The organism is Mycobacterium kyogaense (assembly GCF_003254575.1).
GTDB lineage: Bacteria > Actinomycetota > Actinomycetes > Mycobacteriales > Mycobacteriaceae > Mycobacterium > Mycobacterium kyogaense.
Genome location: NZ_QJUA01000058.1, coordinates 1 through 23,443 on the forward strand (window position 1 = coordinate 1; position 23,443 = coordinate 23,443).

27 protein-coding genes are annotated in these 23,443 nt (G+C 68.4%); 20 read left to right on the forward strand and 7 right to left on the reverse strand.

All coding sequences use genetic code 11. From position 1 onward, the window contains the following. Nucleotides 1-137 precede the first annotated feature (137 nt). Complete coding sequence (locus tag DMB80_RS25380) at nt 138-746, forward strand: hypothetical protein (protein ID WP_111512380.1); 609 nt, start codon at nt 138-140, stop codon at nt 744-746. Nucleotides 747-753: 7 nt separating this feature from the next. On the opposite strand, the gene DMB80_RS25385 is transcribed toward DMB80_RS25380, so the two are convergent. Next, nucleotides 754-960: a DUF3072 domain-containing protein gene (locus DMB80_RS25385; protein WP_046364633.1), complete on the reverse strand. Its 207-nt coding sequence runs from the start codon at nt 958-960 to the stop codon at nt 754-756. Nucleotides 961-1,152: 192 nt separating this feature from the next. Here DMB80_RS25385 and DMB80_RS25390 point away from each other — a divergent pair, with 192 nt between their 5' ends. Continuing rightward, on the forward strand, nt 1,153-1,650 hold the full coding sequence (locus DMB80_RS25390; protein WP_046364648.1) for a pyridoxamine 5'-phosphate oxidase family protein: 498 nt from the start codon (nt 1,153-1,155) through the stop codon (nt 1,648-1,650). Nucleotides 1,651-1,653: 3 nt separating this feature from the next. Here the strand turns inward: DMB80_RS25390 and DMB80_RS25395 are convergent, their stop codons facing one another. The 4 genes from DMB80_RS25395 to DMB80_RS25410 are packed head-to-tail and all read right to left on the reverse strand — an operon-like array spanning nt 1,654 to nt 3,707. After that, nucleotides 1,654-1,986 (reverse strand): GNAT family N-acetyltransferase, encoded by a 333-nt coding sequence (locus DMB80_RS25395; protein WP_073684535.1) that lies wholly within the window; start codon nt 1,984-1,986, stop codon nt 1,654-1,656. After that, nucleotides 1,983-2,285, reverse strand: a complete 303-nt coding sequence (locus DMB80_RS25400; protein WP_111512381.1) for a GNAT family N-acetyltransferase — start codon at nt 2,283-2,285, stop codon at nt 1,983-1,985. Before DMB80_RS25400 ends, DMB80_RS25395 begins: the two co-directional genes overlap by 4 nt. A 7-nt stretch (nt 2,286-2,292) precedes the next feature. After that, nucleotides 2,293-3,267 (reverse strand): pirin family protein, encoded by a 975-nt coding sequence (locus tag DMB80_RS25405; RefSeq protein WP_111512382.1) that lies wholly within the window; start codon nt 3,265-3,267, stop codon nt 2,293-2,295. After that, nucleotides 3,264-3,707, reverse strand: coding sequence for an EVE domain-containing protein (locus tag DMB80_RS25410; RefSeq protein WP_111512383.1), 444 nt, complete (start codon nt 3,705-3,707; stop codon nt 3,264-3,266). The genes DMB80_RS25405 and DMB80_RS25410 overlap by 4 nt, the downstream gene beginning before the upstream one ends. A gap of 81 nt (nt 3,708-3,788) precedes the next feature. Between DMB80_RS25410 and DMB80_RS25415 the strand changes: the two genes are divergently transcribed. Together DMB80_RS25415 and DMB80_RS25420 are read left to right on the forward strand one after the other, a co-directional pair. Further along, nucleotides 3,789-4,058 (forward strand): DivIVA domain-containing protein, encoded by a 270-nt coding sequence (locus tag DMB80_RS25415; RefSeq protein ID WP_111512396.1) that lies wholly within the window; start codon nt 3,789-3,791, stop codon nt 4,056-4,058. A gap of 10 nt (nt 4,059-4,068) precedes the next feature. Then, the gene (locus tag DMB80_RS25420) at nt 4,069-5,613 is read left to right on the forward strand and encodes an acyl-CoA carboxylase subunit beta (RefSeq protein ID WP_205538916.1); all 1,545 of its coding nucleotides are present in this window, start codon (nt 4,069-4,071) and stop codon (nt 5,611-5,613) included. A 141-nt stretch (nt 5,614-5,754) separates the two neighbouring features. Here DMB80_RS25420 and DMB80_RS25425 read toward each other — a convergent pair whose 3' ends face one another. Then, complete coding sequence (locus DMB80_RS25425) at nt 5,755-6,048, reverse strand: WhiB family transcriptional regulator (protein WP_046364638.1); 294 nt, start codon at nt 6,046-6,048, stop codon at nt 5,755-5,757. A gap of 313 nt (nt 6,049-6,361) precedes the next feature. Between DMB80_RS25425 and DMB80_RS25430 the strand changes: the two genes are divergently transcribed. The 3 genes from DMB80_RS25430 (at nt 6,362) to DMB80_RS25440 (ending at nt 8,968) form a co-directional block, all read left to right on the forward strand. Further along, nucleotides 6,362-7,090: a transcriptional regulator gene (locus tag DMB80_RS25430; protein WP_111512384.1), complete on the forward strand. Its 729-nt coding sequence runs from the start codon at nt 6,362-6,364 to the stop codon at nt 7,088-7,090. 98 nt (nt 7,091-7,188) lie between these two features. Then, nucleotides 7,189-8,193 carry a methylenetetrahydrofolate reductase C-terminal domain-containing protein gene (locus tag DMB80_RS25435; protein WP_111512385.1) on the forward strand — a complete coding sequence of 335 codons (1,005 nt, stop codon included), beginning with the start codon at nt 7,189-7,191 and terminating at the stop codon, nt 8,191-8,193. 4 nt (nt 8,194-8,197) lie between these two features. Beyond that, nucleotides 8,198-8,968: a class I SAM-dependent methyltransferase gene (locus DMB80_RS25440; RefSeq protein ID WP_111512398.1), complete on the forward strand. Its 771-nt coding sequence runs from the start codon at nt 8,198-8,200 to the stop codon at nt 8,966-8,968. On the opposite strand, the gene DMB80_RS25445 is transcribed toward DMB80_RS25440, so the two are convergent. Next, on the reverse strand, nt 8,950-10,095 hold the full coding sequence (locus tag DMB80_RS25445; protein WP_240431386.1) for a MinD/ParA family ATP-binding protein: 1,146 nt from the start codon (nt 10,093-10,095) through the stop codon (nt 8,950-8,952). The two genes, DMB80_RS25440 and DMB80_RS25445, sit on opposite strands and share 19 nt — an antisense overlap. Nucleotides 10,096-10,379: 284 nt before the next feature. On the opposite strand from DMB80_RS25445, the gene DMB80_RS25450 reads away from it, so the two are divergent. The 13 genes from DMB80_RS25450 to DMB80_RS25510 all read left to right on the forward strand — a co-directional run. Further along, nucleotides 10,380-11,513 carry an EspA/EspE family type VII secretion system effector gene (locus tag DMB80_RS25450; RefSeq protein WP_111512386.1) on the forward strand — a complete coding sequence of 378 codons (1,134 nt, stop codon included), beginning with the start codon at nt 10,380-10,382 and terminating at the stop codon, nt 11,511-11,513. A gap of 23 nt (nt 11,514-11,536) precedes the next feature. Beyond that, nucleotides 11,537-11,839, forward strand: a complete 303-nt coding sequence (locus DMB80_RS25455; protein ID WP_111512387.1) for a type VII secretion target — start codon at nt 11,537-11,539, stop codon at nt 11,837-11,839. Beyond that, nucleotides 11,839-12,696 (forward strand): ESX secretion-associated protein EspG, encoded by an 858-nt coding sequence (locus DMB80_RS25460; RefSeq protein ID WP_111512388.1) that lies wholly within the window; start codon nt 11,839-11,841, stop codon nt 12,694-12,696. Before DMB80_RS25455 ends, DMB80_RS25460 begins: the two co-directional genes overlap by 1 nt. A 15-nt stretch (nt 12,697-12,711) precedes the next feature. Then, entirely contained in the window at nt 12,712-13,242 is a 531-nt protein-coding gene (locus tag DMB80_RS25465; RefSeq protein ID WP_162938715.1) for a hypothetical protein, read from the forward strand. Further along, the gene (gene eccA / locus DMB80_RS25470; RefSeq protein WP_111512389.1) at nt 13,235-14,959 is read left to right on the forward strand and encodes a type VII secretion AAA-ATPase EccA; all 1,725 of its coding nucleotides are present in this window, start codon (nt 13,235-13,237) and stop codon (nt 14,957-14,959) included. The genes DMB80_RS25465 and eccA overlap by 8 nt, the downstream gene beginning before the upstream one ends. Nucleotides 14,960-14,962: 3 nt before the next feature. Then, on the forward strand, nt 14,963-16,432 hold the full coding sequence (gene eccB, locus DMB80_RS25475) for a type VII secretion protein EccB (protein WP_048424872.1): 1,470 nt from the start codon (nt 14,963-14,965) through the stop codon (nt 16,430-16,432). Next, nucleotides 16,429-18,657 carry a type VII secretion protein EccCa gene (eccCa, locus tag DMB80_RS25480; RefSeq protein ID WP_111512390.1) on the forward strand — a complete coding sequence of 743 codons (2,229 nt, stop codon included), beginning with the start codon at nt 16,429-16,431 and terminating at the stop codon, nt 18,655-18,657. Before eccB ends, eccCa begins: the two co-directional genes overlap by 4 nt. After that, nucleotides 18,654-20,432 (forward strand): type VII secretion protein EccCb, encoded by a 1,779-nt coding sequence (gene eccCb, locus DMB80_RS25485; protein WP_111512391.1) that lies wholly within the window; start codon nt 18,654-18,656, stop codon nt 20,430-20,432. The genes eccCa and eccCb overlap by 4 nt, the downstream gene beginning before the upstream one ends. A 144-nt stretch (nt 20,433-20,576) precedes the next feature. Then, entirely contained in the window at nt 20,577-20,873 is a 297-nt protein-coding gene (locus DMB80_RS25490; protein WP_111512392.1) for a PE family protein, read from the forward strand. Between the two features lie 28 nt (nt 20,874-20,901). Further along, entirely contained in the window at nt 20,902-22,206 is a 1,305-nt protein-coding gene (locus DMB80_RS25495) for a PPE family protein (protein ID WP_111512393.1), read from the forward strand. 102 nt (nt 22,207-22,308) lie between these two features. Next, nucleotides 22,309-22,623, forward strand: coding sequence for a WXG100 family type VII secretion target (locus DMB80_RS25500; RefSeq protein WP_111512394.1), 315 nt, complete (start codon nt 22,309-22,311; stop codon nt 22,621-22,623). Between the two features lie 40 nt (nt 22,624-22,663). After that, entirely contained in the window at nt 22,664-22,957 is a 294-nt protein-coding gene (locus DMB80_RS25505; protein ID WP_111512395.1) for a WXG100 family type VII secretion target, read from the forward strand. 89 nt (nt 22,958-23,046) lie between these two features. Then, a partial coding sequence (locus DMB80_RS25510; protein WP_420812235.1) for an ESX-1 associated ATP-binding protein EpsI N-terminal domain-containing protein occupies nt 23,047-23,443 on the forward strand: 397 nt, incomplete at its 3' end.

Consider the following 23,443-nt stretch of genomic DNA (forward strand, 5'->3'; position numbering starts at 1 on the left):
CTGCCGGAGCGGCGGTGGTCAGGAGCAGGCCCGCGGCGACCGCCGCGGCGAGGCGCAAGCAGTGAACAGAGACCATCTAATAATCGTGTCACGAATATGTTCGCTTCGCCGACCTGAACCGCGGGTATGAGCCCGGCATGTCCATTGCCCTGTCGCCCGATCTGGCTGCTGGAGCTCGTGTCGTGCGCGACACGGCCGGAGCCGCCGTCGGCCTCGTACAAGACCTCTTCCGTTCCGGTGGAGAGTATTTCGCCGCCACGCTGACCATCGACCGAGACGCCAAAACCCCGGCCGTCGATGTGCTTCGACCCGGTGCGACCCATAGCGCGATCGTGCAGGTGGGCCCGGACGATCCCGGGCAGGTCGCGAGAAAGCTGTGCATCAAGCTGCCTGATGTCTACGGTGCGGGCCGGGATCAGGATTTCCTGCTGGCCTCATCCGGCGATGGAGCACCGATGCACCACGCGGTGCTGCCGGCCGACGCGGTCGCGCCGCTGTATTCCTCGCTGTGGCTGTACATGGCGGGGCTGCAACCGATCGCGTTCGGTGGACGCCCCGAGACCACTGGTCCCGACGTGCGGTTTTCGGCCGGAAGTGAGGTCAGCTTCATGATCAGCGGGCCCATCGGACGATTCCGCCGCATCGGAACGCTGGCACTCACCGGTGCGCACGACGGAACCGTCCGATTTGCCGGGAGTCACAGCGGCGGAGGTATCCGCCCTTTGCCCCCTGTGGCCCTTTACTGAGTCGACCTCATGCACCGCGGCCGGTCTGCTGCTGCAGCTCGTCGATCATCTCCGAGGCCTGCGCTTTCGTGACGTCCTCGGGGACTTCGGTGTCCGCCTCCTGTGCGAGCGTGTGCAGATAGCTGCGTTGCGCCCCGGTCATGGGCTCGTCACCCGTCACCCACTGCGACGGGTCCTTCTCGGGATTCTCCTGTGGCGCTTGGTTATCGGTCATGCTCCCGGGAATGCCCATCGCACAGACGTTCGAAACCTGTGGATATGAGGCGGCCTCGCGGGCTGGTGCTGAACCCGCGAGGCCTTGGGACTACGGCCGCCCCGTAGCTACCCCGGGCGTCGCGTACCACCGCAGCGCGATGTCAAACGACCCAACCGTCGCCGGCGCAGGCCACCTGGAAGTATGCGAGTCGTGGGCAAGAACGAACGCGCGAAGATCGTCATGACCGACGATGAGATCACCGAGTTCATCGACCGGAGTCGCACGGCGACCCTGGCGACTGTGCTGCCGAGCGGGCGGCCGCATCTGGTGGCGATGTGGTACGCCGTGATCGACGGCGAGATCTGGTTCGAGACCAAAGCCAAGTCGCAGAAGGCGGTCAACATCCGTCGCGATCCGACCGTCACGGTGATGGTCGAGGACGGCCTGACCTACGACACGCTGCGGGGAGTGTCGATCGACGGCACGGCCGAGATCCACGACGACCCGGAGACGAATCTCCGGGTCGGGATCAGCGTCTGGGAGCGTTACACCGGGCCCTACACCGAGGACATGCGGCCCTTCGTCGATCAGATGATGAACAACCGCGTCAGCGTCCGGGTGGTGCCGTCACGGTTGCGCAGCTGGGACCATCGCAAGCTCGGTATGGGTGCGATGCCGGTCTCGGGCAGCACCGCGCAGTATCTCTGAGGTTCAGCGACGCGAGAGGACCCGTTTCACGTCGATGGTGATCGGGTCCACGATGGCGTTGAACTCAGGGTTCTTCTCGACGAACCCGGCGACCATGGAGCAGACCGGCACGATGCGCAGCCCCGCATCACGGGTGGACTCCAACGCCTCACGCACGAGAATGGTCGCCAGACCCCGCCCGGAGAACTCCTCGTCGACGACGGTGTGCGGGAAGATGCGCTGACCATCGTGATCGATGAACTCCGTGAAGCCGGCCTGCTGCCCATCGACGGAGATGGTGAACCGGTCCTGCTCCTCGGCGACCTCTGTGGGTGCACCCGTCTTGTCCGTCGTCACGAACGCTCTCCTGTCATATCGGCGAATTCGGGGTTCTTGTCGATGAACTCCGCGACCATCCAGCATTGCGGCACAACCCGCAGCCCCGCCGCTCTTGTGGCGGTCAGGGCTTCGCGGACGAGGATGGTCGCCAACCCGCGGCCCTGATAGCTCGGATCCACTTCGGTGTGCGGGAATACGCGCGCGCCGTCGCAGTCGTAGAAATCGGCCAGGCCGACCTGCTGTCCGTCGACGGAGATCGTGAAGCGGTCGGATTCGGCGACGACCTCGGTGGGCGCACCTGTTCTGTCCTGGGTCATGGGCTTTCTATACCCCAGGTTGGGGTCGAGGCTTCAAGGTGGCGTGCGGCAGCGGCGGCGCCGGCAGCCGGACGGTGTCGCCCTGGTAGCCGGTGACTGCCCCGAAGCGGACGTCGTGGTTCTGCCACTCCTCGCGGTAGGCGACGATCTCGTCATGGCTGCGGCCGACGAAGTTCCACCACATCAGCAGGTCTTCGGTGAACGGCACACCGCCGAGCAGCACGACCCGGGCCGGACCGTCGCCGCGGTTGATCAGGTGCAGGCTGTCGTGCCCGGCGCCCTGGAACCCCATATCGGCGATCCCGAGCTGAGCACCGCACGCGTCCACGCTGCCCTGGTCGACGAGTACACCGTGCTCGAATGCGCTGTCGATGTCGAGTGCGACCCGCGTTCCAGGTGCCAGATCGAGCTGGGCGCCGAGAAGCGGGGTGAAGGTGTGCACCGGCGACCGTTCGCCGTCGAGTTCACCGAGGAACACCCGCGCGGTGAGTCCGCCCCGGGTGCGGGGCTGCGGCACGTGATGGGCGAAATCGCGGGCGGTGTGCCGGTCGGAGCCCGGGAGTGCGACCCACAACTGCACACCGTGCAACACCGGGCTGCTGGCCATCGACACCTCGGAGTGGCAGATGCCCGCCCCGGCCGTCATCAGGTTCAGCTCTCCCGGGCGCACCATCGCGTGCACCCCGTTGCTGTCCCGGTGTTCGATCAGTCCGCTGAACAACCAGCTCACCGTCTGCAGCCCGGTATGCGGATGCGGCGGCACATCCATGCCCCGTCCGCCCCGCAGATCGTGCGGACCGTAGTGGTCAGCGAAACACCATGCCCCGATCAGCGACCGCTCCCGCTGCGGCAGGGTCCGGCGCACCCGGATCGCGCGCGGCCCACCCAGCGGAACCTCGCGTGGGTGCAGCACGCCATCAAACGCTGCGAATGCCGAAGGGTCACAATCGACTTCGGCCGGCGCGGCGTCCGTGTTGCTCATCCTTTCACCGTAGTCTCCTCCCGCAGGGGCGCGACCATCGCCGAACGGATGACCTCGAGGTCGTGGTCGTCGATGCGGAACACCCCGAACCGGAACTTGTAGCCCCACCGGGATTTGTCCTCGATGAAATCGAGATGCTCGATCAGGGGCCGGATGGGGACTTCGCTGCACTCGAGGAAGTCGACGTTCCGCCGCCACGGCGTGAACCCCTCTGCCATCTCGACCTGGTAGGGCTCGTCGTCAGCGACCTGACCGATGGCCGTGAATGCCTGCAGCGGCGGACCGTCGGGGTAGACCGTCCGAGGTGAATAAAAGACCAGCCAGTCTTCCCGGGCCATCTTGCGCAGCATGTGCGGTTTGCCGTGGTTGGCCTGAGTGAAGCGCCCGCGGACGGCGCGTTCGACGTGGTCACGGCTGACCGTGTTGATCCAGTTCGTCATACCGCCAACGTAGGGACACCCACCGACGACCGTCACCGTTTGTGCACAGGGCCTGTGGACAACTGGCTAGAGTCGGACGCCATGGGCGAGCACGGTGTGACGGCCGACGATCTGCGCAGCATCACTTTCGACAAGCCTTCCTGGGGCAAGCGCGGATACGACGAGAAAGCGGTCCGCGACCTCGTCGCTCTCGCCGCGCGCCGCCTCGACGGTCGCGGGCATCTGTCGGCTGCCGACGTGCGGGCAGTGCGGTTCAACAAGCCGAAGCTCGGCAAGCGCGGCTACGACGAGGGCCAGGTCGACGCATTACTCGACGAGATCGCATCGGCCATCGATCGTCTCGATGTCTGAGCACACCTCGATGCCTGACTCCGACGCGGTGCGTCCCGACCTGGCCGAGTTGTTGCGTCGCCGCGCGCTGACAGAAGATGCGGCACGCCCCGACGCGGTGGCGCGTCGGCATGACCGAGGGGGTCGTACCGCGCGCGAGAACGTCGCTGATCTCGTCGACCCGGGATCGTTCGTCGAGTACGGGCGGTTCGCCATCGCTCCGCAGAGAATGCGCCGTGATCTCGACGATCTGATCACCAGGACCCCGGCCGACGGTCTGATCGGAGGGACCGCGCGGGTCGCGGGCAACCCGTGCGCGGTGCTCTCCTACGACTACACGGTGCTCGCGGGAACCCAAGGCGCACTGGGTCATCGGAAGAAGGACCGGCTGTTCGAGCTCATCGAGCGGATGCGATTGCCGACGGTTCTGTTCGCCGAGGGTGGGGGCGGCAGACCGGGGGACACCGACTACCCGGTCGTCTCCGCGCTCGACACGCGCGCCTTCGCGCTGTGGGCGCGGCTGTCGGGCATCGTCCCGCGGATCGCCGTGGTGAAGGGCCGCTGCTTCGCGGGCAACGCCGTGCTGGCCGGCACGTCGGACATGATCGTCGCGACGCGCGATGCGTCGTTGGGAATGGGTGGGCCCGCGATGATCGCCGGCGGCGGACTCGGGGACGTGGCACCCGACGACGTGGGTCCGATGAGTGTGCAGGAACCCAACGGCAACGTCGACGTCGTCGTCGACGACGAAGCGGCCGCCGTCGAGGTGACCAGGAAACTGCTCGCCTACTTCCGGCCCGGCCGCAGCGACTGGACTGCCGTTGATCAGACCGTGCTGCGCACCGCCGTTCCGGAGCGGGAACGCCGCGCATACGACGTGGCCCCGATCATCGAGACGCTCGCTGACACGGACTCGGTGACGTTTCTCCGGCCGAGGTTCGCGCGTGAGATGGTCACCGCGCTGGCGCGGATCGAGGGCCGCCCGGTGGGGATACTGGCCAACGACACGCGGTTCATGGCCGGCGCGATCACCGCCGCTGCGTCGGACAAAGCCGCGCGATTTCTGCAGCTGTGCAACGGCTTCGGGCTTCCCGTCATCTCGCTGGTCGACTGCCCCGGGTACATGGTGGGACAGGCGGCGGAGGCGGAGTCGCTGGTCCGGCGGGCATCGCGGATGCTCGTCGCCGGGGCAGCTCTGCAGGTACCGATGATCGCGGTGGTGCTGCGCCGAGGCTATGGCCTGGGCGCGCAGGCGATGGCCGGCGGAAGTCTGCACGAACCGGTGCTGACGGTCGCGTGGCCGGGGGCGCATCTGGGTCCGATGGGTCTGGAGGGTGCGGTACGTCTCGGCTTGCGGAAAGAACTCGAGGCGATCGCCGACGAAGCGGAGCGGGAGGACCGTGTCAGGGAGGTGACCGCCGCGGCGCAGGAGAATGCCAAAGCGCTCAACGCGGCCATGCTGTTCGAGATCGACGACGTGATCGATCCGGCGGAGACGCGATCGGTCATCGCCGCAACGCTCACCGCGGCCGACCTCCCGCACCGCAATGACGGGCGGTTCGTCGACACGTGGTGAGCGTCTCGGTGGGCGGTACCGGCATGGCGCCTCTCGGCGAGTGGTCGCTCGAAGCGACGAAATCAGATGGAGCCCGGGGCATGTCCGGCACCGCTGACGATCTCAACGGGCGGGGTGGCCAGGCTATTCCCTGACCGATCTTCAGGCGATGTCGGCGTAGTAGACGCGACGTTCGCCGACGGGATGGCCGTTCAGTTCTGCCAGCGACTTGAGCTGGCGCAGCGCGAAGGTGCGCCCGCGGCCCGCCTCGGGTACGTAGATCCCCGCCCACAGCCCCTCTGCTCGCGGTGACTCGCACGCCTCTTTGGCGCACAGCCATCGCCGGGGGCAGGACCGGCAGATCGCCTTGGCCTCGTCATCGGCCGTGGTGGTCCACCGGTCGGGATCCCGGGTGCATTCACCGATCGGGCCTTCGTCCCACGGGGTTGCGGTCATGGGTAGCTCCTTGTGCCTGGGCGGCGCGTCGGCCGCGATGGAAGGAAAGCTAACCGACAAACCGTAGCGTTGCAACAGTTTGCGCTTCGGAATTATCGCGGGCTGGCCTGCTTCAACCCCGTTGTGCCAGTAAAATCCCTCGTCAAAGCAATGATCTTCGAAAATCTGCCGTCACAGAATCGGTGTCGCAATGATGCGGTTGATCGCGCGCGGGCGGTGTAGTTTTACGGAGGAACCGTTGCAGTGCATGCTCCAGCCGTAGCGCTGAGCGCACGCGACATCGCCGCCCGACGACATCGAGGATTGCCGGTACATGACCAACGCGGAGTCGGTCGGCGCGCACGCCGATGCTGCCGACGCCGGAATGGTCCGGGCTGGAGCAGCGGCGGCGGCACGCCGGCGCGAGCTCGACATCAGCCAACGTCGACTGGCCGCTGAGGGCATCATCAACGCCGGCGCGCTCATCGCCTTCGAGAAGGGCCGCAGCTGGCCGCGCGAACGCACGCGCGCCAAGCTCGAAGAGGTGCTCCAATGGCCCCCGGGCACGATCGAGCGACTGCGCACCGGTGCGCCGGAACGCCGTCGAGAGTCCGCCCCTGCCCCGAGTGGAGACGAGACCTCGCTGATCGCCCAGGCTGTTCTCACTGCACTGGGCACGCTGTCGAGCACCGTCTCGTCGCTCCCGCCGGACGAGGACCCCTCGTTCCCCGTCCGGGTGTCAGCGATGCTCGACGATCTTCGTCAGCTCGAGGCCGTCGCCGCGAGTGCTGCCCGCATCGGCCGGGTCACCCCGCCCCTGATCAAGGCGTTGGGCAGGGTGCGCACCCTGTACGACGACCTGATGGTGCGCGCGTCCAACGCGCCCGGTGCTGCGCTGGGCCCCCGCCTGTACGCCGCACGCCGCGGGGCCAACCTCACCGTCGCGGAAACCGCGCAGGCCGCAGGGGTTGCCGAGCACGTCGTGTCCCAGGCGGAGGCCGGCGAGCCGATTGCGTCCACTGACGCCGCGGCTCTGGAAACGCTCATCTCACAAATCGTCTGAGGTCGGCGAGGACAGGGCCGTCGCTGCCTGGCCAACCATCCGGCACCGGGTTTCAGGGTCACCAGGGTGGGCACCAAGCGGGACGAACGGGAGGTTCGATGGCGGCACGGACGGACGGGCTCGGCACAGACGGCTGCCCGAAGCACATGGAGTACGGCCCGTGCGGCGGTGTCCGTGCTGACGGGCAATGTGAAATGCGCCCAGGGCCATGCGCTTTCCCCGACACCGTGCCGTGGGACGGGGCGATAGCGGCCTCCCGGCCGGCGACAGTGCCGCTGGTTCTCACCGACTTCAGCTGCACTCCCTTCGATCCGGCCGATCTGGCGGCCACGGCGGCGGCGTTGGCGGGGTCCTGCGATGCGGTCCTGGTCGGGGAGCATCAGAACCGTCCGGATTTTCCGCCGACCCTGATGGCCGCACTGCTGCTCGACGCCGGGGTGACACCGTGGATCACGCTGTCCTGCCGCGACCGGAACCGGGTGGTGCTCGAACAGGAGCTGCGCGGCCTGTCCCTACTGGGGGTGCAGACGGTGCTCTGCGTGACCGGCGACGGCCGCGCGTACGACGTCCGCCCGGACGTCACCCAGACCTTCGACCTGGACGGCCCACGCCTCGCCGCGCTGGCGGCGTCGCTGGGCGTCACTGCAGCAGTTCCCGAAACCATCACGGCGCCAACGACTTCGAGACGTCCCGCGCGGCTGGTCGCCAAACAGAACGCGGGTGCGGCAGTGGCGGTGCTGAACCACACGTCGACCCCCGCTGTGGTGGCCGATTTCATGGCCGCAGCGCGCGCGGCCGGTCTGACGATCCCCGTGCTGGGGGCGGTCGCGGTGGTCACCGATGACGTGTCGGCCGCAGTCCTGCGCGGACTGCCCGGCCTCGAACTGGACGCCGCCATCGTCGCTGCGATCATCGCGGCTCCGGACCCGGTACAGGCCGGCATCGATGCCGCGGTCGCCGAAGCCCGCGCGCTGCTCTCCATCGACGGCGTCGAAGGGGTGAACATCTCGGGGTTGGCCTCCGCGCACGGCACCCGGGTGGGCGCGGAGATCAAGGCCGAGGTCGGTCGACGCGTGCGTGAGGAGGTCCGCCGTGGGCAGTGACGCAATGTCGGCGGAATTCGACACCGTCGCCGAATGGACCGCGGAGGTCGCACGTGATCTGGGGCCCGCCTATCGCGTGCCCGCCGGCTGCCGCGGCAGCGGAAACCCCGCCGCGCTCGACTGGCTGATCGAGCGGCTCGGGCTGCGCGCCGGCGAGATCCTGTTGGACTGCGGCGCAGGGGTGGGTGGGCCCGCGGCCTATGCGCGGGAACGACTGCCGGTGCGGCCGGTACTCGTCGAGCCCGAGGCCGGCGCCTGCCGAGCCGCCTCCTCGCTGTTTGGTTACCCGACTCTGCAGGGCAGCGCCGACGCGCTCCCGCTGGCCGACGAATCCGTCGATGCCGCATGGTGTCTCGGCGTGCTGTGCACGATGCGCGCGCACACCGCCGTGCTCGCCGAGTTGCGACGCGTGGTCCGCAGGCCGGGTCGCATCGGGCTGCTGGTCTTCGTTGCGCAGCAGAAGCAGCTTGCCGCCGCAGACAGGCCGGAGGGCAATCACTTTCCGACGCCGGCGTCGCTGCGCGGCTCGCTGACGGCGGCAGGGCTGTCCGTCGATGCGCGCCTGCAGACGTCGGAACTACCGGCGATCCCCGATGATTGGCAGACGCGTGTCACGCGTGTCGAACAGGAATTGAGCAACCGCCACAGCGGGGATCCCGCGTGGGAGACCGCGGAACGGCAGTCGGCTCAGATGGGCGACCTGCTGTCCGCTGGCCTGATCACCGGGCAGGTGTTGAGCCTGCGACGAGCTGACGATCAGCGCGGAGGGAAGTGAGCGGCAAGCGCTGCGCAGATCTCGACGAACTTGACCCGGGCTGCGGGGGACATGTCGCCGGTGCCGTCGATGATTCCGCCGGGCCGGAGATTGCCGTCGAAGGGCACTTCCACCACTCGCTGGCCGTGTCCTGAGAACTGTTGCGCGAGAATCGTTCTCGTTCTCTTGCTGGCGTGACCGTCGGAGTCGTTGAGCACCACGATGGTGCGCTGCAGCAGATTGTTCATGCCGTGGGCGGCCAGCCAGTCCAGGGTCTGACCCGCCGCGGCGGCGCCGTCGACCCAGGGCGAGGACACCACGACGAGCGCGTCCAGATCACGCATCGCCTCCTGCGTGACCGGGGCGTCCATCGTCGAGCTGCAGTCGACGACGGCGATCGTGAAGTACCGGTCGAGTCTTGCCACCGCCTCGCGATACAGCGGCGGATCGAGCACGCGGCGCCTCGCCGGCGTCGCTTCGCCGGCGAGTACGAACAACCCGGCGGCGTTGCTGCCGACACGGTTGCGGACGTCGGCGAAGGTGTCGAGGTGCCGATCGGTGGCCAGCTCCCAGAACGAGCCCTGCACGCGGGGATCGACACGGCTGCCCAGTTTCCCGAAGGCGGTGTCGGCGTCGACGGCCACCACACGATCGTCCTGTCGGAGTTCGGCGAACACCGAACCGATGCAGGCCGAGACGGTGGTCTTCCCGACGCCGCCCTTGCCGAGCACGCCGACTTTGAAGTGTCCCCGCAGCGGTGCGCGGATCGCTGCCTCGAGGGCCGCGACATGTCGCTCGGCGGGTGACGGGCCCAGGTTGATGGCGCCGAAGGTGGCTTTGTACAGCACCCGCCGCCACCCCCGCGCCGGGACGCTCTTGCGCGCCGGCACGAGATCGGCGGGCCGGATGCGCTCGGCGTAGGAACTCGGTTGCATGGGCAGCACCGTCGTGTCGGGGTCGGGCGGACCGGCCGGCCACGAGGGCGGAGGCGGACCCTGCGGCGGCCAGGTGGGCGGGCGCAGTCGCGGCACCGGTCCGGTGGCCCCGTCAACCGGAGGCTGCGACCCGAACACGGGCGGCTGGGCCGTCGGCGGGGTGTCGTCGGGTCGGTCCGGTTCCCTGCGCACCACCTCGTCGCGGTCGGTCACGGCGGGTCTCCTCCTCGATATGGTCCGCGGCTCAGAGTACGGGTCAGCCGCGCGAGCAAAGAAGTGCCCGCCCACCGGCCGACGGTGTTCTCGAGTATCGCGGTGGCCGGCAGAAGCCCTGTCCGCCGGGGCGGGGTCTGGGCGTGACGCCGGACCCTTCTCAGGGTGTTGTGCCAGGTCGGCACGGTTCTTCCCAGCCGCCGACGGGTCGCCGGTACAGAAAATTAGTGTCTGGGCAGGGGGTGAACCGCTGGTAGGCTGCCCGGGGGAAGGGGTGGTCGAGCATGGATGTGTCCGATGTTGCCGGTGCACTCGGCAAAGTCGGCGATGGCGCCTGCGGGCCGCTCGGCGCGACCGATGTACTCGGCGCCGGGCAGCGCGTGATCGCTGAAATGCGCTCGACGACGGGACACGGATGTCCCGATGCAGGGGAGGCCTTCGCGGACGGCGCGACCGGCTTTCTCGCCGCTGTCCAGACCATCGCACGCGCCTACCCGCGTGAAGAGTGGGAAGGGTCTGGCGCTCGGTCGTACGCCGCGGCCACCCGCCGCCTCGCCGGTGCGACCGAGGCGCTGGCAGTGCTCGATCGAGACGTGCACACCGTCATCGACCGCGAGGCCAACCAGATCATCCGCCGCCGCGAGACCTTGGACGATCAGGCTCTACAGCTCTCGTCGCTGCGCCGCGTCACGGGCTCGCTCGCGACGATCCCCGGCGTCGGGACCGCGATGACGTCGTCCATCGAGTTGGCCGCCGTGGTGGCGGCGGTCGGCGTGTGCGGGACCGAGCTGCACCACCTGGCGGCCGAGACCGCGGACAACGCCCACCTGCTGCGGCGCATTGCGGAGGATTACGCGTCGATCGTCGAGGCGACGGAACCGGTCGACGAGGACGCACCCGCCGAAGACCTGCCCGCCGACGATGCGGTAGGCGTTGCGCCCGCCGACGAGCCGACGGATTCCCCTCCCGTCCTCGAGGCAACCTCGCCGGCGCCGGTCACGCCGCCTGCGCAGTCGATGTGCCCGGCTCCCGCTGCGGCCACCGCCGCCGAGCAGCCACCGATGCAGGGCGACCCGATGTCGGGTCTGACGTCGGCGTTCGGCGCGGTCGGCGGGATGATCGGCGCTGCGGTGGCCCCGTTGGCCGCGGTACTGAGTGGAGTGGTCACGGCCGCCGGTCAGCTCCCGTCGCTCGCCACGCAGGCGTCCGCGCCGCAGGTGGATGTACCGAACGCCGAGAAGGACGTCCGCGAGGACACGCACAAGGACGAACCGGATACAGACCAGGACGATCCGCCCGCCGCGGACGATCCCGAATCCGCCGACCCGGTGGGCGCCGCGGTGCCCGAGCCGGCCGCTTCGCCGGAACGGGCACCGAGTCCACCACCGGCTCCGGCACCCACCCGCCCACCGCAGTGACGACAGTAGGAGACGAACCGGTCATGTCGCACGGACACCTCGCAGTGACGCCCACGCACCTTCGCGACCTCGCAGCCGTCCAGCACCGGGTCGCGACGGAGGTTGTCGCCGCCGGCTGCCGCGTGCTCGACGGTGACGTCCCCGTCCTGGCGTCTCACGGGCCGATCGCGTCGGCGACCGTCGCGGCGTTGCGGGCGGTGCAGCAGGCGCGTGCCGACGCGGTCGCAGACATCAGTGCGCAGGCAGGCTCGCTGCGTGACCACCTGGTGGGTGCGGCCCACCGCTATGAGGCCACCGACCACGCATCGAGCCGACGGCTGCAGTGATGGCCAGTCCGCTCTTCGGCGACGCCGAGCCCACCCACTACGACGACGTCGTCGCCGTCGAGGTGACCATCGACGGGATGCTCGTCATCGCGGATCTGCTGCACCTGGTGGATTTCCCTTTGGCGCTGGGGATTCGGCCCAACATCCCGTACGAAGACCAGCGACGCATCGTCGCCGAGCAGGTCACCCGTGACCTCACTGCCCAAGGCATCCTGACCGCATTCGGTGATCCGCATCCCGAGGTGGCGGCCATGGCGGACGTTCTGAGCCGGCCGGACCGCACGCTCGACTGCCGGTGGTGGCGCCGGGACGTCGGCGGACGGATGGTGCGCTTCGTCGTCTGCCGAAAAGGCGACCGACACGTGGTCGCCGCCCGTGACGAAGACTTGATCGTGCTCCAGCGGGTCGCCCCGCAGATCGGCCTGGCCGGCATGGTGAACGTGGTGATCGGCGATGCGTCCCCGGCCCCCGTAGAACCGCTCACCGGGATCGCGAAGCGGCTCGCCGACGTGCGGACGGCGGACCAGTTGGCCGGCTACGGTCAACCCCCGCTGTCGGCGAAGATCTACGCCGACGCGATCAACCATTCGGCGAGCTGGGTCGAGATCACCGCGAACGAGCGTCACCCGGGCGGTACGTATTCTCAGGCCGGGGTCGGGGCGGGCGTGCTCGACTCGTCGCACGGCCGCATCGTGTCGATCCCGCGCCGCGTCAACGGAGAGCTGTACGGGAGCTTCCTGCCGGGCAGCCCGGAGAACCTGCAGCGGGCGATCGACGGGTTGATGGAGTTCCTGCCGTCAGGGAACTGGTTCGAACGACACGACTCCGCAGGCGCGGCCGCCGCGTATCCGGACTGAGAAAGGCAACCGCAGGTGACACACTCCCCGCACGGTCCCTCTGAGGACGAGGACCGCGATGATTTGGCGGCGCTGGATTTCAGCGCCGCTGATTCCGCTGCGGGCGAGACGGATCTGTCTGCGCTGCTGGCCGACTACCCGACCGAAGACCCCGGCGCCGCCGGTGACGGCGTCACCTTCGAGGTCGCCGCCGATGACGAGGCAGCTGTGTCCATGCCGTTGTTCACGGTCACCAACCCGCCGGGGACGGTGACGGTGACGACGTACATGGACGGTCGCGTCCACCGGGTCGATCTCTCACCCGGCGCGACGACGATGGCCGAGTCCGTGCTGGGCGAGGAGATCGTCGTCATCGCCGGGCTGGCCACCCAGGACGCGCGGTCCGCGCAGTACTCGATCATGCTCGAAGAGATGCGCGAACAGGGCCATGACAGCGCGACCACTCGCGACTTCCTGACGCGCGACCTGGAACTACCCACCCCCGAACAGGCGCAGGCTGCCCGGGCCGAGCTGTTCACGACCCGGTACGCAGGTGAGCATGACTGACCATCTGGCAAGCGTTTTCGGCACCGCGGTGGGCATGCTGCCCACCTCTCCGGCGCGGTCGCTGGAGATGTTCACCGAGATCACCGACTACGACGAGACCGCCTGCGACGCGTGGGTGGGCCGCATCCGATGTGGCGACACCGACCGGGTGACGATGTTCCGCGCCTGGTACTCGCGGACCAACTTCGGTCAGCTGGCCGGCGCCGCCGAGCTGTCGATGAACAGCGTCGGCGCCCGGGTGCCGATCGGCGGGATGTTCGGGCAGATCACCTACCCGGTGAACTCGCCGCTGGCCATCACGATGGGGTTCGCGGTCACCGAGGCCGGGGTGGGCAACTACGCCGACGCGATGGAAGCGCTCGACGACGTGCCGTCCGCCGGTGCCGAGCACCTGGTCTCGTGGGTGAAGGCCGTCGTCTACGGCGCCGCGCAACGGTGGACCGACGTGATCGACGAGGTCCGCAGCGCCGCCAACACCTGGCCGGACAAGTTTCTGGCCGCCGCCGCCGGGGTGGCGCACGGGGTGGCCGCAGCCAACCTCGGACTGTTCACCGAGGCGGAAAGCCGTCTGGTGGAGGCCAATTCGTCGCCGGCCGGGGAGGCGTGCAACCGGGCGATCGCCTGGTACCTGGCCATGTCGTACCGCAGCCTGGGTAACGAGGAAGCCGCGGTGCGGTTGCTCGAATGGCTGCAGGCGTCGTATCCGTCACCGGATGTGGCTGCCGCGCTGCGGGATCCGGCATACCGGTTGCAGACCACGACGGCCGAGAAGATCGCCTCCCGCCGGGACCCGTGGGATCCCGACAGTGTCGAGGCGGACACCTCGGGGCGGGAGGTGCTGCTCGCCGAAGCGCAGGCCGAACTCGACCGTCAGATCGGTCTGACCCGCGTCAAGGAGCAGATCGAGCGCTACCGCGCTGCCACGCAGATGGCCAAGGTGCGTGCCGCCCGCGGCATGAAGGTCGCGCAGGCCTCCAAGCACATGATCTTCACCGGCCCGCCCGGAACCGGCAAGACGACGATCGCCCGCGTGGTGGCCAACATCCTGGCCGGACTCGGGGTGATCGCCGAGCCCAAGCTGGTGGAAACGTCGCGCAAGGACTTCGTCGCCGAATACGAAGGGCAGTCCGCGGTCAAGACCGCCAGGACCATCGACCGCGCGATGGGCGGGGTGCTGTTCATCGACGAGGCGTACACGCTGGTGCAGGAACGCGACGGCCGGGCTGATCCGTTCGGCACCGAGGCGCTGGACACGCTGCTGGCCCGCATGGAGAACGACCGCGACCGCCTGGTCGTGATCATCGCCGGCTACCGCAACGACATCGACCGGCTGCTCGAGACCAACGACGGTCTGCGATCACGGTTCTCGACCCGCATCGAGTTCGACTCCTACTCACCGGAGGAGATCGTCGACATCGCCAAAGTCATTGCCGAAGGCAATGATTCGGCGCTCAGCGAGGATGCCGCCAAGCAGGTGCTCGACGCGGCCGTGCTGCTGAGCCAGAGCACCGCCGGGGGAAAGCCCGCTCTCGACGTCGCGGGCAACGGCCGGTACGCCCGGCAGTTGGTCGAGGCCGGGGAGCAGAGCCGGGACATGCGACTCGCCCGGTCGATGGATTTCGAAAGCCTCGGCGTCGAGGAGCTCAGCGAGATCAGCGGCGAGGACATGGCAGCGGCGATCGCGTCGGTGCACGGCCGGATGAACATCAGCGGGTAGACGATGGCAGGTTTCCGACTCACCACCAAGGTCCAGGTCAGCGGCTGGCGCTTCCTCCTGCGCCGCGTCGAGCACGCCATCGTCCGCCGCGACACCCGCATGTTCGACGATCCGCTGCAGTTCTACAGCCGCGCGGTCAGCGCCGGCATCATCATCGCGGTCCTGATCTGCCTGGGCGCGGCACTGCTGGCGTACTTCAAACCACTCGGAAAACGCGGCGGCGACAGCCTTCTCGTCGATCGCACGACGAATCAGCTGTATGTCGTGCTGCCCGACAGCGGCCAGCTCCGGCCGGTGTACAACCTGACCTCGGCCCGGCTCATCCTCGGCAGTGTCGGCAACCCGTCTGCGGTGAAGTCCCAGGAACTCGACAACATGCCGAAGGGCCAGCCGCTGGGCATCCCGGGTGCGCCGTACGCCACGCCGGTCGCGGCGTCCCCCGAGACGCAGTGGAGCCTGTGCGACACGGTGATCAAGCCCGACAGCGTGGCGCCGACCGTCGATACCTCCGTGCTGGTCACCCCGCTGTCCATGGATGGTTCGGTCGGCGGGATGCGCCCCGAACAGGGCATGCTGGTGTCGTTCAAGGGGGCCGATTGGCTGGTCACCTCGACCGGACGGCACGCCATCGATCTCTCCGACCGCGCGGTCACCTCGGCGGTGGGCATCCCGGTGACGGCCAGGTCGACTCCGATTTCGGAGGGGTTGTTCAATGCGCTGCCCAACGCCGGTCCGTGGCGGCTGCCGGAGATCCCCGCGATGGGTGCGCCGAACACGGTGGGGTTGCCACCCGAATTGGTGATCGGTTCGGTGTTCACGACCGTCACCGAGAACGACGAACAGAACTATGTGGTGCTCTCCGACGGGGTCGCGAAAATCAACGCCACCACCGCGGCCGCGCTGCGGGCCACCAACTCGTTCGGCATGATCTCGCCGCCGCCGATGGAAGCCAGTGCGGTGTCGCGCATTCCGGAGCGGGTGTACACCTCACCGCTGCCCGACGTGCCGATGACGATGCTGGGCCGCCAGGACACCCCGACGCTGTGCTGGGCGTGGCAGCGGGAACCGGGCGACCAATCGCCCAAGACGACGGTGATCGCCGGTCGGCACCTGCCCCTGCCGCCGAGCGCCATGTCCACCGGGATCGACCAGATCAGCGGGGACGCCACCGTGCACATCAACGGCGGGCAGTACATCCGGCTGCAGTCACCGGATCCGCGCTACGGCGAGAGCCTTTACTACATCGACCCGCAAGGCGTGCGCTACGGCATCCCCGACGAACAGACCGCCGGCACACTGGGTTTGACCGCACCGACCACGGCGCCGTGGCAGGTCGTCAGCCTGCTGGTGGACGGCCCTGTGCTGTCGAAGGAGGCGGCGCTGGTGGAGCACGACACGCTGCCCGCCGACGTGAATCCGCGCAAGATCAATACCGACAAGGCCGCGCCGGCGAGTAACGGAGGTGGCGGATGACCACACGCAAGTTCACGCCGATCATCAAGCGCGGCCCGCGGCTGACACCCGGCGAGATCAACGTCACCCCGCCGGACGATCTCGGCATCGACATACCGCCGTCGGGAATGCAGAAGGCGCTGCCGTGGGTGCTGGGCGGCTGCATGCTCGGCATGATCGCGATCATGATCTTCAGTGGGGTGCGCCAACTTTCGCCCTACATGCTGATGATGCCGCTGATGATGGTGATGGGCGCGGTCGGCTTGGTGGCCGGCGGTGGCGGCGGCGGCAAGAAGGTGCCCGAGATCAACGCCGACCGCAAGGAATACTTGCGCTACCTCGCCGGCCTGCGGACCCGGGTGACGTCGTCGGCGGCCGCACAGGTGACCTTCTTCAACTATCACGCACCGCACCCCGACGATCTGCTGTCGATCATCGGAACGCACCGGCAGTGGTCTCGGGCTACCAACGCCGACTTCTACGCCGCCACTCGGATCGGACTCGGCTCGGAGCCGGCCGTCGATAGGCTGCTCAAACCGGCCGTCGGTGGCGAGCTCGCCGGGCCGGCCGGCGCGCCCCAAGCGCACCTGGAACCGGTCAGCCACATGTGGGTGACCAAGTTCCTGCGCACGCACGGCCTGATCCATGATTGCCCGAAGCTGGTGCAGCTGAAGACGTTCCCGACGATCGCCGTCGGCGGTGACCCGGACGCATCCACCCGTCTGCTCGCGGCGATGATCTGCCACCTCGCGGTGTTCCATCCGCCGGACATGCTGCAGATGCGGGTGCTCACCGACAACCCGGAAGACCCGGCCTGGGCGTGGCTGAAGTGGCTGCCGCACGTGCAGCACCAGTCGGACACCGACGCTGCGGGCAACACCCGGATGATCTTCACCCGCCCGGACGGGCTCAGCGATCTGGCCGCCCGCGGACCGCACACCGCCGATGCGACACCGAACGGCCCGTACGTCGTCGTCATCGACCTCGCCGGCGGCCGCGCCGGCTTCCCCGCCGACGGTCGGGCCGGGGTGACCGTGCTGACGCTGGGAAACCACCGGTCGAGCTACCGCATCCGGGTGGGTGCCGACGGCACGGCCGACGACAGCCTGCCCAATGCGCCGTTCCGTCTGGTGGCCAACGCGGTCGACGGGGTCTCGCCCGGTCAGGCCGAACGCATCGCGCGCAAGCTCGCCGGCTGGTCGATCACCGGGACGATCATCGACAAGAGCACCCGCGTGCAGAAGAAGGTTGCGACGGAGTGGCACGAGATCGTCGGTGCGCAGACGGTCGAGGAAGTCACCCCCGCGCGCTGGCGGATGTTCACCGACACCGACCGGGATCGGCTCCGCATTCCGTTCGGCCACGAACTCAAGACCGGCGAGGTCATGTACCTCGACATCAAGGAGGGCGCGGAGTTCGGCGCCGGTCCGCACGGAATGCTGATCGGCACAACGGGTTCGGGTAAGTCGGAGTTCCTGCGCACCCTCATCCTGTCGCTGGCCGCCACGCACCACCCCGACCAGATCAACCTGCTGCTGACCGACTTCAAGGGCGGATCGACGTTCCTCGGCATGGAGAAGCTGCCGCACACCGCGGCGGTGGTCACCAACATGGAAGAGGAGGCCGAGCTGGTCAGCCGCATGGGTGAGGTGCTGACCGGTGAGCTGGACCGGCGCCAGTCGATCCTGCGGCAGGCCGGTATCCAGGTCGGTGCGGCGGGCGCCCTGTCCGGTGTGGCGGAATACGAGAAGCACCGCGAGCGCGGAGCGGATCTGCCGCCGCTGCCGACGCTGTTCGTGGTGGTCGACGAGTTCGCCGAGCTGCTGCAGAACCACCCGGACTTCCTGCAGTTGTTCGACCGCATCTGTCGCGTGGGCCGATCCCTGCGGGTGCACCTGCTGCTCGCCACGCAGTCGCTGAACACCGGCGGTACCCGCATCGACAAACTGGAACCCAACCTCACCTATCGAATCGCGCTGCGCACCACCAGTTCTGCGGAGTCCAAGGCCGTCATCGGTACCCCAGAGGCGCAGTACATCTCCAACAAGGAGAGCGGTGTCGGCTTCCTGCGCGTCGGCATGGAGGACCCGGTGAAGTTCCAGAGCGTCTACACCGGCACCCCGTACGTGCCGACGGTCGTCGGCGCAGGTGACGACGACGCGGGCCCACGCACCCACGCCGACCGCAGTCTGCGGATCCACCGCTTCACGGCAGCCCCGATCTTGGATGCGACGGTGAGCTCATGACGAGCAGCGACTCGAAGGTGCTGCGCGAGGTCGTCCTCGAACAGCTGACCACCGGCGACAACCACGCCTACCGGATGTGGTTGCCACCTCTGACCGATCCCACCCCGGTCAACGAACTGGTCGCGCGCGACTACGCGCGACGCCCGCTGCGCATCGGTGTCGGCCTCATGGACGAGCCGCGCAGGCACCGCCAGGAAGTCTGGGGAATCGACATCGCCACGGCGGCAGGCAATGTCGCGATCGGCGGTGCACCGCAGACCGGCAAGTCCACCTTCCTGCAGACGTTCATCCTGTCGGCGGCGGCCTCGCACACCCCGCGGCAGATCCAGTTCTACTGCGTCGACATGGGCGGCGGCGGCCTCATGTACGTCGAGGACCTGCCGCACGTCGGCGGTGTCGCGACCCGCGCCGAGCCCGACCGCGTCAACAGAGTGGTCGCCGAAGTGAAAGCGGTTCTGCGGCAACGGGAGCAGACCTTCAAGCAGTACCGGGTCGGGTCGATGGCCGATTACCGGCAGATGCGCGAGGACCCGAACCATCCGGCCTCCGCGGACCCGTTCGGTGACGTCTTCCTCGTCGTTGACGGCTGGCCGGCGTTCGCCGCGGAGTTCACCGATCTGGAGCCGGTGGTGCAGGACATCGCCGGGCAGGGTCTCGCCTACGGCGTGCACACGATGATCTCCACGCCGCGCTGGACCGAGCTGCGTGCCCGGGTACGCGATTACCTCGGCACCAAGGTCGAGTTCCGGCTCGGCGACGTCAACGAGACCCAGATCGACCGGATCACCCGCGAGATCCCGGTGAACAGGCCGGGCCGCGCCGTGTCGACCGAGAAACACCACCTGATGATCGGGGTGCCGCGCCTCGACGGCGTGCACAGTGCCGAGGGCCTGGTGCCGGCGATGGCTGCGGCGGTGCGCGAGATCGCGGCCCGGCACACCGACTCCGCCCCCCGGGTGCGGGTGCTGCCCGACAGGGTACATCTGCAGCAGCTCGATCCGCAGCCTCCGGGCCCGGACAGCGACTACCGCACCCGCTGGACCGTTCCGGTCGGGATACGCGAGTCGGACCTCACGGTGGCGCACAACCACATGTACAACACCCCGCACCAGCTGATCTTCGGGGCGCCCAAATCGGGCAAGACGACGATCGCGACCGCCGTCGCGCAGGCGATCTGTGCCCGCAACAGCCCGCAGCAGGTCCGCTTCATGATCGCCGACTTCCGGTCGGCACTGCTCGAGGCGGTGCCGGAGAGTCATTTGCTGCCGGCCGGTGGCATCAACCGCAACCACGACAGCCTGGTGGAGTCGGTGAAGGCGCTGGCCGCCAATCTGACCAAGCGGTTGCCCCCGGCGGACGTGACGCCGGCGCAGCTGCGGCAGCGGTCGTGGTGGACGGGTCCCGACGTGGTGCTGCTGGTCGACGACTGGCACATGATCGTCGCCGCCGGCGGCATGATGTCGCCGATGGCACCCCTGGCGCCGCTGCTACCGGCCGCCGCCGACATCGGTCTGCACATCGTCGTCACCTGCCAGATGAGCCAGGCGCACCGGGCCACGATGGACAAGTTCGTCGGCACTGCCTACGGCGCCGGGACCCCCACGATGTTCCTGTCCGGGGAGAAACAGGACTTCCCGTCCCGCGAGATCGTGGTCAAGAAGAGGCCGCCTGGCCAGGCCTTTTTCGTTACGCCGGATGCCAAGGAAGTGATCCAGGCCGCCTATGTCGATCCCCCCTCAGAAGAAGTGTTCGGAGCACCCCACGAGGGCGGTTAACATGATTACAGCGGTCATCCAGCAAACGCAGACCAGGCGCGAGCGATGACCGGGTCGGGGGTTCGGCTCAGCGCAGAGCGGGCAATTCCCTGGACAACTGGAAAAGAACCCGTGTAGATGCGAGCACGAGCGAGGAGCTAGCAAATGCAACCACTGAATCACGATCCGGGCGCCATCGGAATCGGCGGGCAGGTCACCGCCAACGGTGCGCGCGGTCTGGCGACGGGAACCGCGGCGACCACAGAGGTGTCTGCACTCGCTCCCGCCGGTGTCGACGAGGTGTCGGTGCACGCCATGGCGGCCTTCATGGCCGAGGGTGTGCAGACGCTCGGCATCAATGCTCTCGCCCAGGAAGAGATCGCCCGTGCCGGCGCCACGGTCATCGAGTTGGCCGGGGTCTACGACGCGGTCGACGTCGCGAACGGCGCGACGCTGATCTGATCTGCGAACCGCGACGTCTGGTTGAGCAATGGCTGCGCCACCGATTCTGGTACCACCCGTGTGGGGAGCGTTTCCCCCTGAGGTGAACACGGCACGTCTGCAGGCGGGGGCCGGTCCCGCGCCGATGTTGCAGGCGGCCGCGGGGTGGGAGGCCCTGGCGATCTCGCTGGAGACGCAGGCCGACGAGTTGGCGGCTGCCATGGCTTCGCTCGCGCAGAACTGGCAGGGCATCGGCGCCGATCGGGCGATCAGCGCGGTGATGCCGATGATCGTCTGGTTGCGGATGCTGGCGCTGCAGGCCCAGAAGCGGGCATTGCAGGCCTCCGCCCAGGCGAGCGCCTACACGACTGCCTTCGCCGCGACCCCGCAGATCCCCGAGATCGAGCAGAACCACATCACGCACGGCGTGCTGGAGGCGACGAACTTCCTCGGGGTGAACACGGTCCCGATCGGGATGAACGAAGCCGACTACGTCCGCATGTGGGACTTGGCGGCGACGGTGATGAGCACCTATCAGGCCGAGACGTTCACCAACGCGACGTTCGAGCCGATCGCGCCGCCGAAACCGATCGTGGTCCCCGGGGGTGCTGAGGCGGCGCTGGCGACGGGCTTGACCGGCGCGGCACCGGGGATGGCCAGCGCGGTGGCGCGCAACGCCACGATCGCGAAGGTCAGCGCGAGCGGCAAGATCGACGAGGCGGGCCAGAAGGCCGGACATTTCGAGGGAGCGGCCAATCAGGCTGCACAGCAGGCGAAGTCGCCGGCTGAGCAGGGCCAGCTGATGCAGCAGGGCCCGCAGATGGCGATGCAGATGGCCTCACAGGTGGGGTCGACGCTGGCGCAGGCGCCGCAGCAGCTGATGCAGGGCGTCACCCAGCCGTTCCAACAACTCACGCAGCCGCTGCAGCAGATGTCGTCGCTGTTCGGGCAGATGGGGATGGGTGGCGACAAGGGCGCTCAGGTCGGAATGCTCGGCGCCACACCGTTTTCCAACCATCCGGCCATCGGTGGTAACGGACCGGCGGCGGGCGCGGGTCTGGTTCGCGCCGCGTCGCTGCCTGGTGCGGGTGGGACGTCCGCGCGGACGCCGCTGATGTCGAACTTGGTCGGAAAGGAACTCCAGCCCAACCTGTCGGCCGTGGCAGTCGGGGCGGCGGCAGGCGGAGCCGCGGCCGGGTTGGCGCCGGTCGGTCAAGGCAGCGGCGCCGGCGGCGGACCGATGGGCATGATGGGCCACCGCGGCCAGGGAGGTGCCGGTGGCCACCGGGGCTCACTGACCGCGCCCGCGCCGCTGGACTACGACCTCGACGAGGACGAGACGGACGACTGGTAAGTCGTCCACACCACCACAGACTTGCCGGCCACCAGGGTCGGGGAGCCCGCCGACGCGGCGGGAACAGAAACCGGGAACGGTAACGAGAGGGAAGGTAGGGACATGGCACTTGAGGCAGATGTTGCTGCATTAAGTGCGGGAGCGGCTACGTTCGACCGGATCTCCGGCGAACTCCAGGCCGTCCGCGCACATGTCGAGACGATCGCCGCGTCCGCGGCGCAGAACATGAGCAGCCCTGCAGCGGGCCAAGCCCTGCAGGCAGCGCTGGTGCGCTACCACGAGGCCGCCGATCAGCAGACTCGGTTGCTCTCCGATATCTCGCACAACATTCAGCAGAGCGGCACGCAGTACGACAGCACGGATGTCGACAACTCGTCCAGCCTCCAACACGCCATGGGCAACGTGCTCGGCCACTGAGCGCCACCATCGGACGATCGAAACACTCAAGGAGACAACAATGAGCGGACCTATTTCCTACAACTTCGCCGGTATCGAGAATGATGCTGCGGATGTCCATGGCGCGGTCGGCCGCGTCAACGGGCTGCTGTCCGAGGGCCAGAGCGCGCTGAATTCACTGCAGGCGGCGTGGATCGGCACCGGTTCGGATTCCTACCAGGCCGTCCAGCAGCGCTGGAACCAGAATTCCGAGGAGCTCAATCAGGCTCTACAGAACCTCGGTCACGCCGTGGCCAACGCCGGTCACGACATGGGTTCCACGGAAAAGGGTGTCGAAAGCACGTTTCACATCTGAACGAGGATGCCGGTGGGCGTCCGTCGCGCGTTTCGACCGCACGGACGCCCACCGCATACTCTCCACTCCCCAACCTTTGAGAGGCACACATGTCCGCCGACTATGACCGGCTCTTCGGTTCCCCGGATGCTGTACGGACAGTCGAGGACGAGCCGGATCGTGACACCCCGCCCGCGGGCCGGGATGCGGTGACCCCACCCGCGATGCCGGCCGCCGCGCCGCGGACGCAGGCCGCACCGCCGCCGCGTCAGGCCGAAGTCACCAGCCAGATGCCGCCCTTGCCGGTGTCGGCTCCCCAGCAGCTTCCGAACAACGGCATGATGCGCACCCCGCAGGCCCCGGCCGGCGCTCGCCACGAGCAGCCCCGGCACGCGTCGGTGCCCGCGCCCCGCCCGGCCCCCGCGCCGGCACCGTCGCAGCACTTCGCCGACGTCGAGGTCGACCGCCGGCCCGTCGTGCAATCCGCACCGACGTCGGCCGCATCGA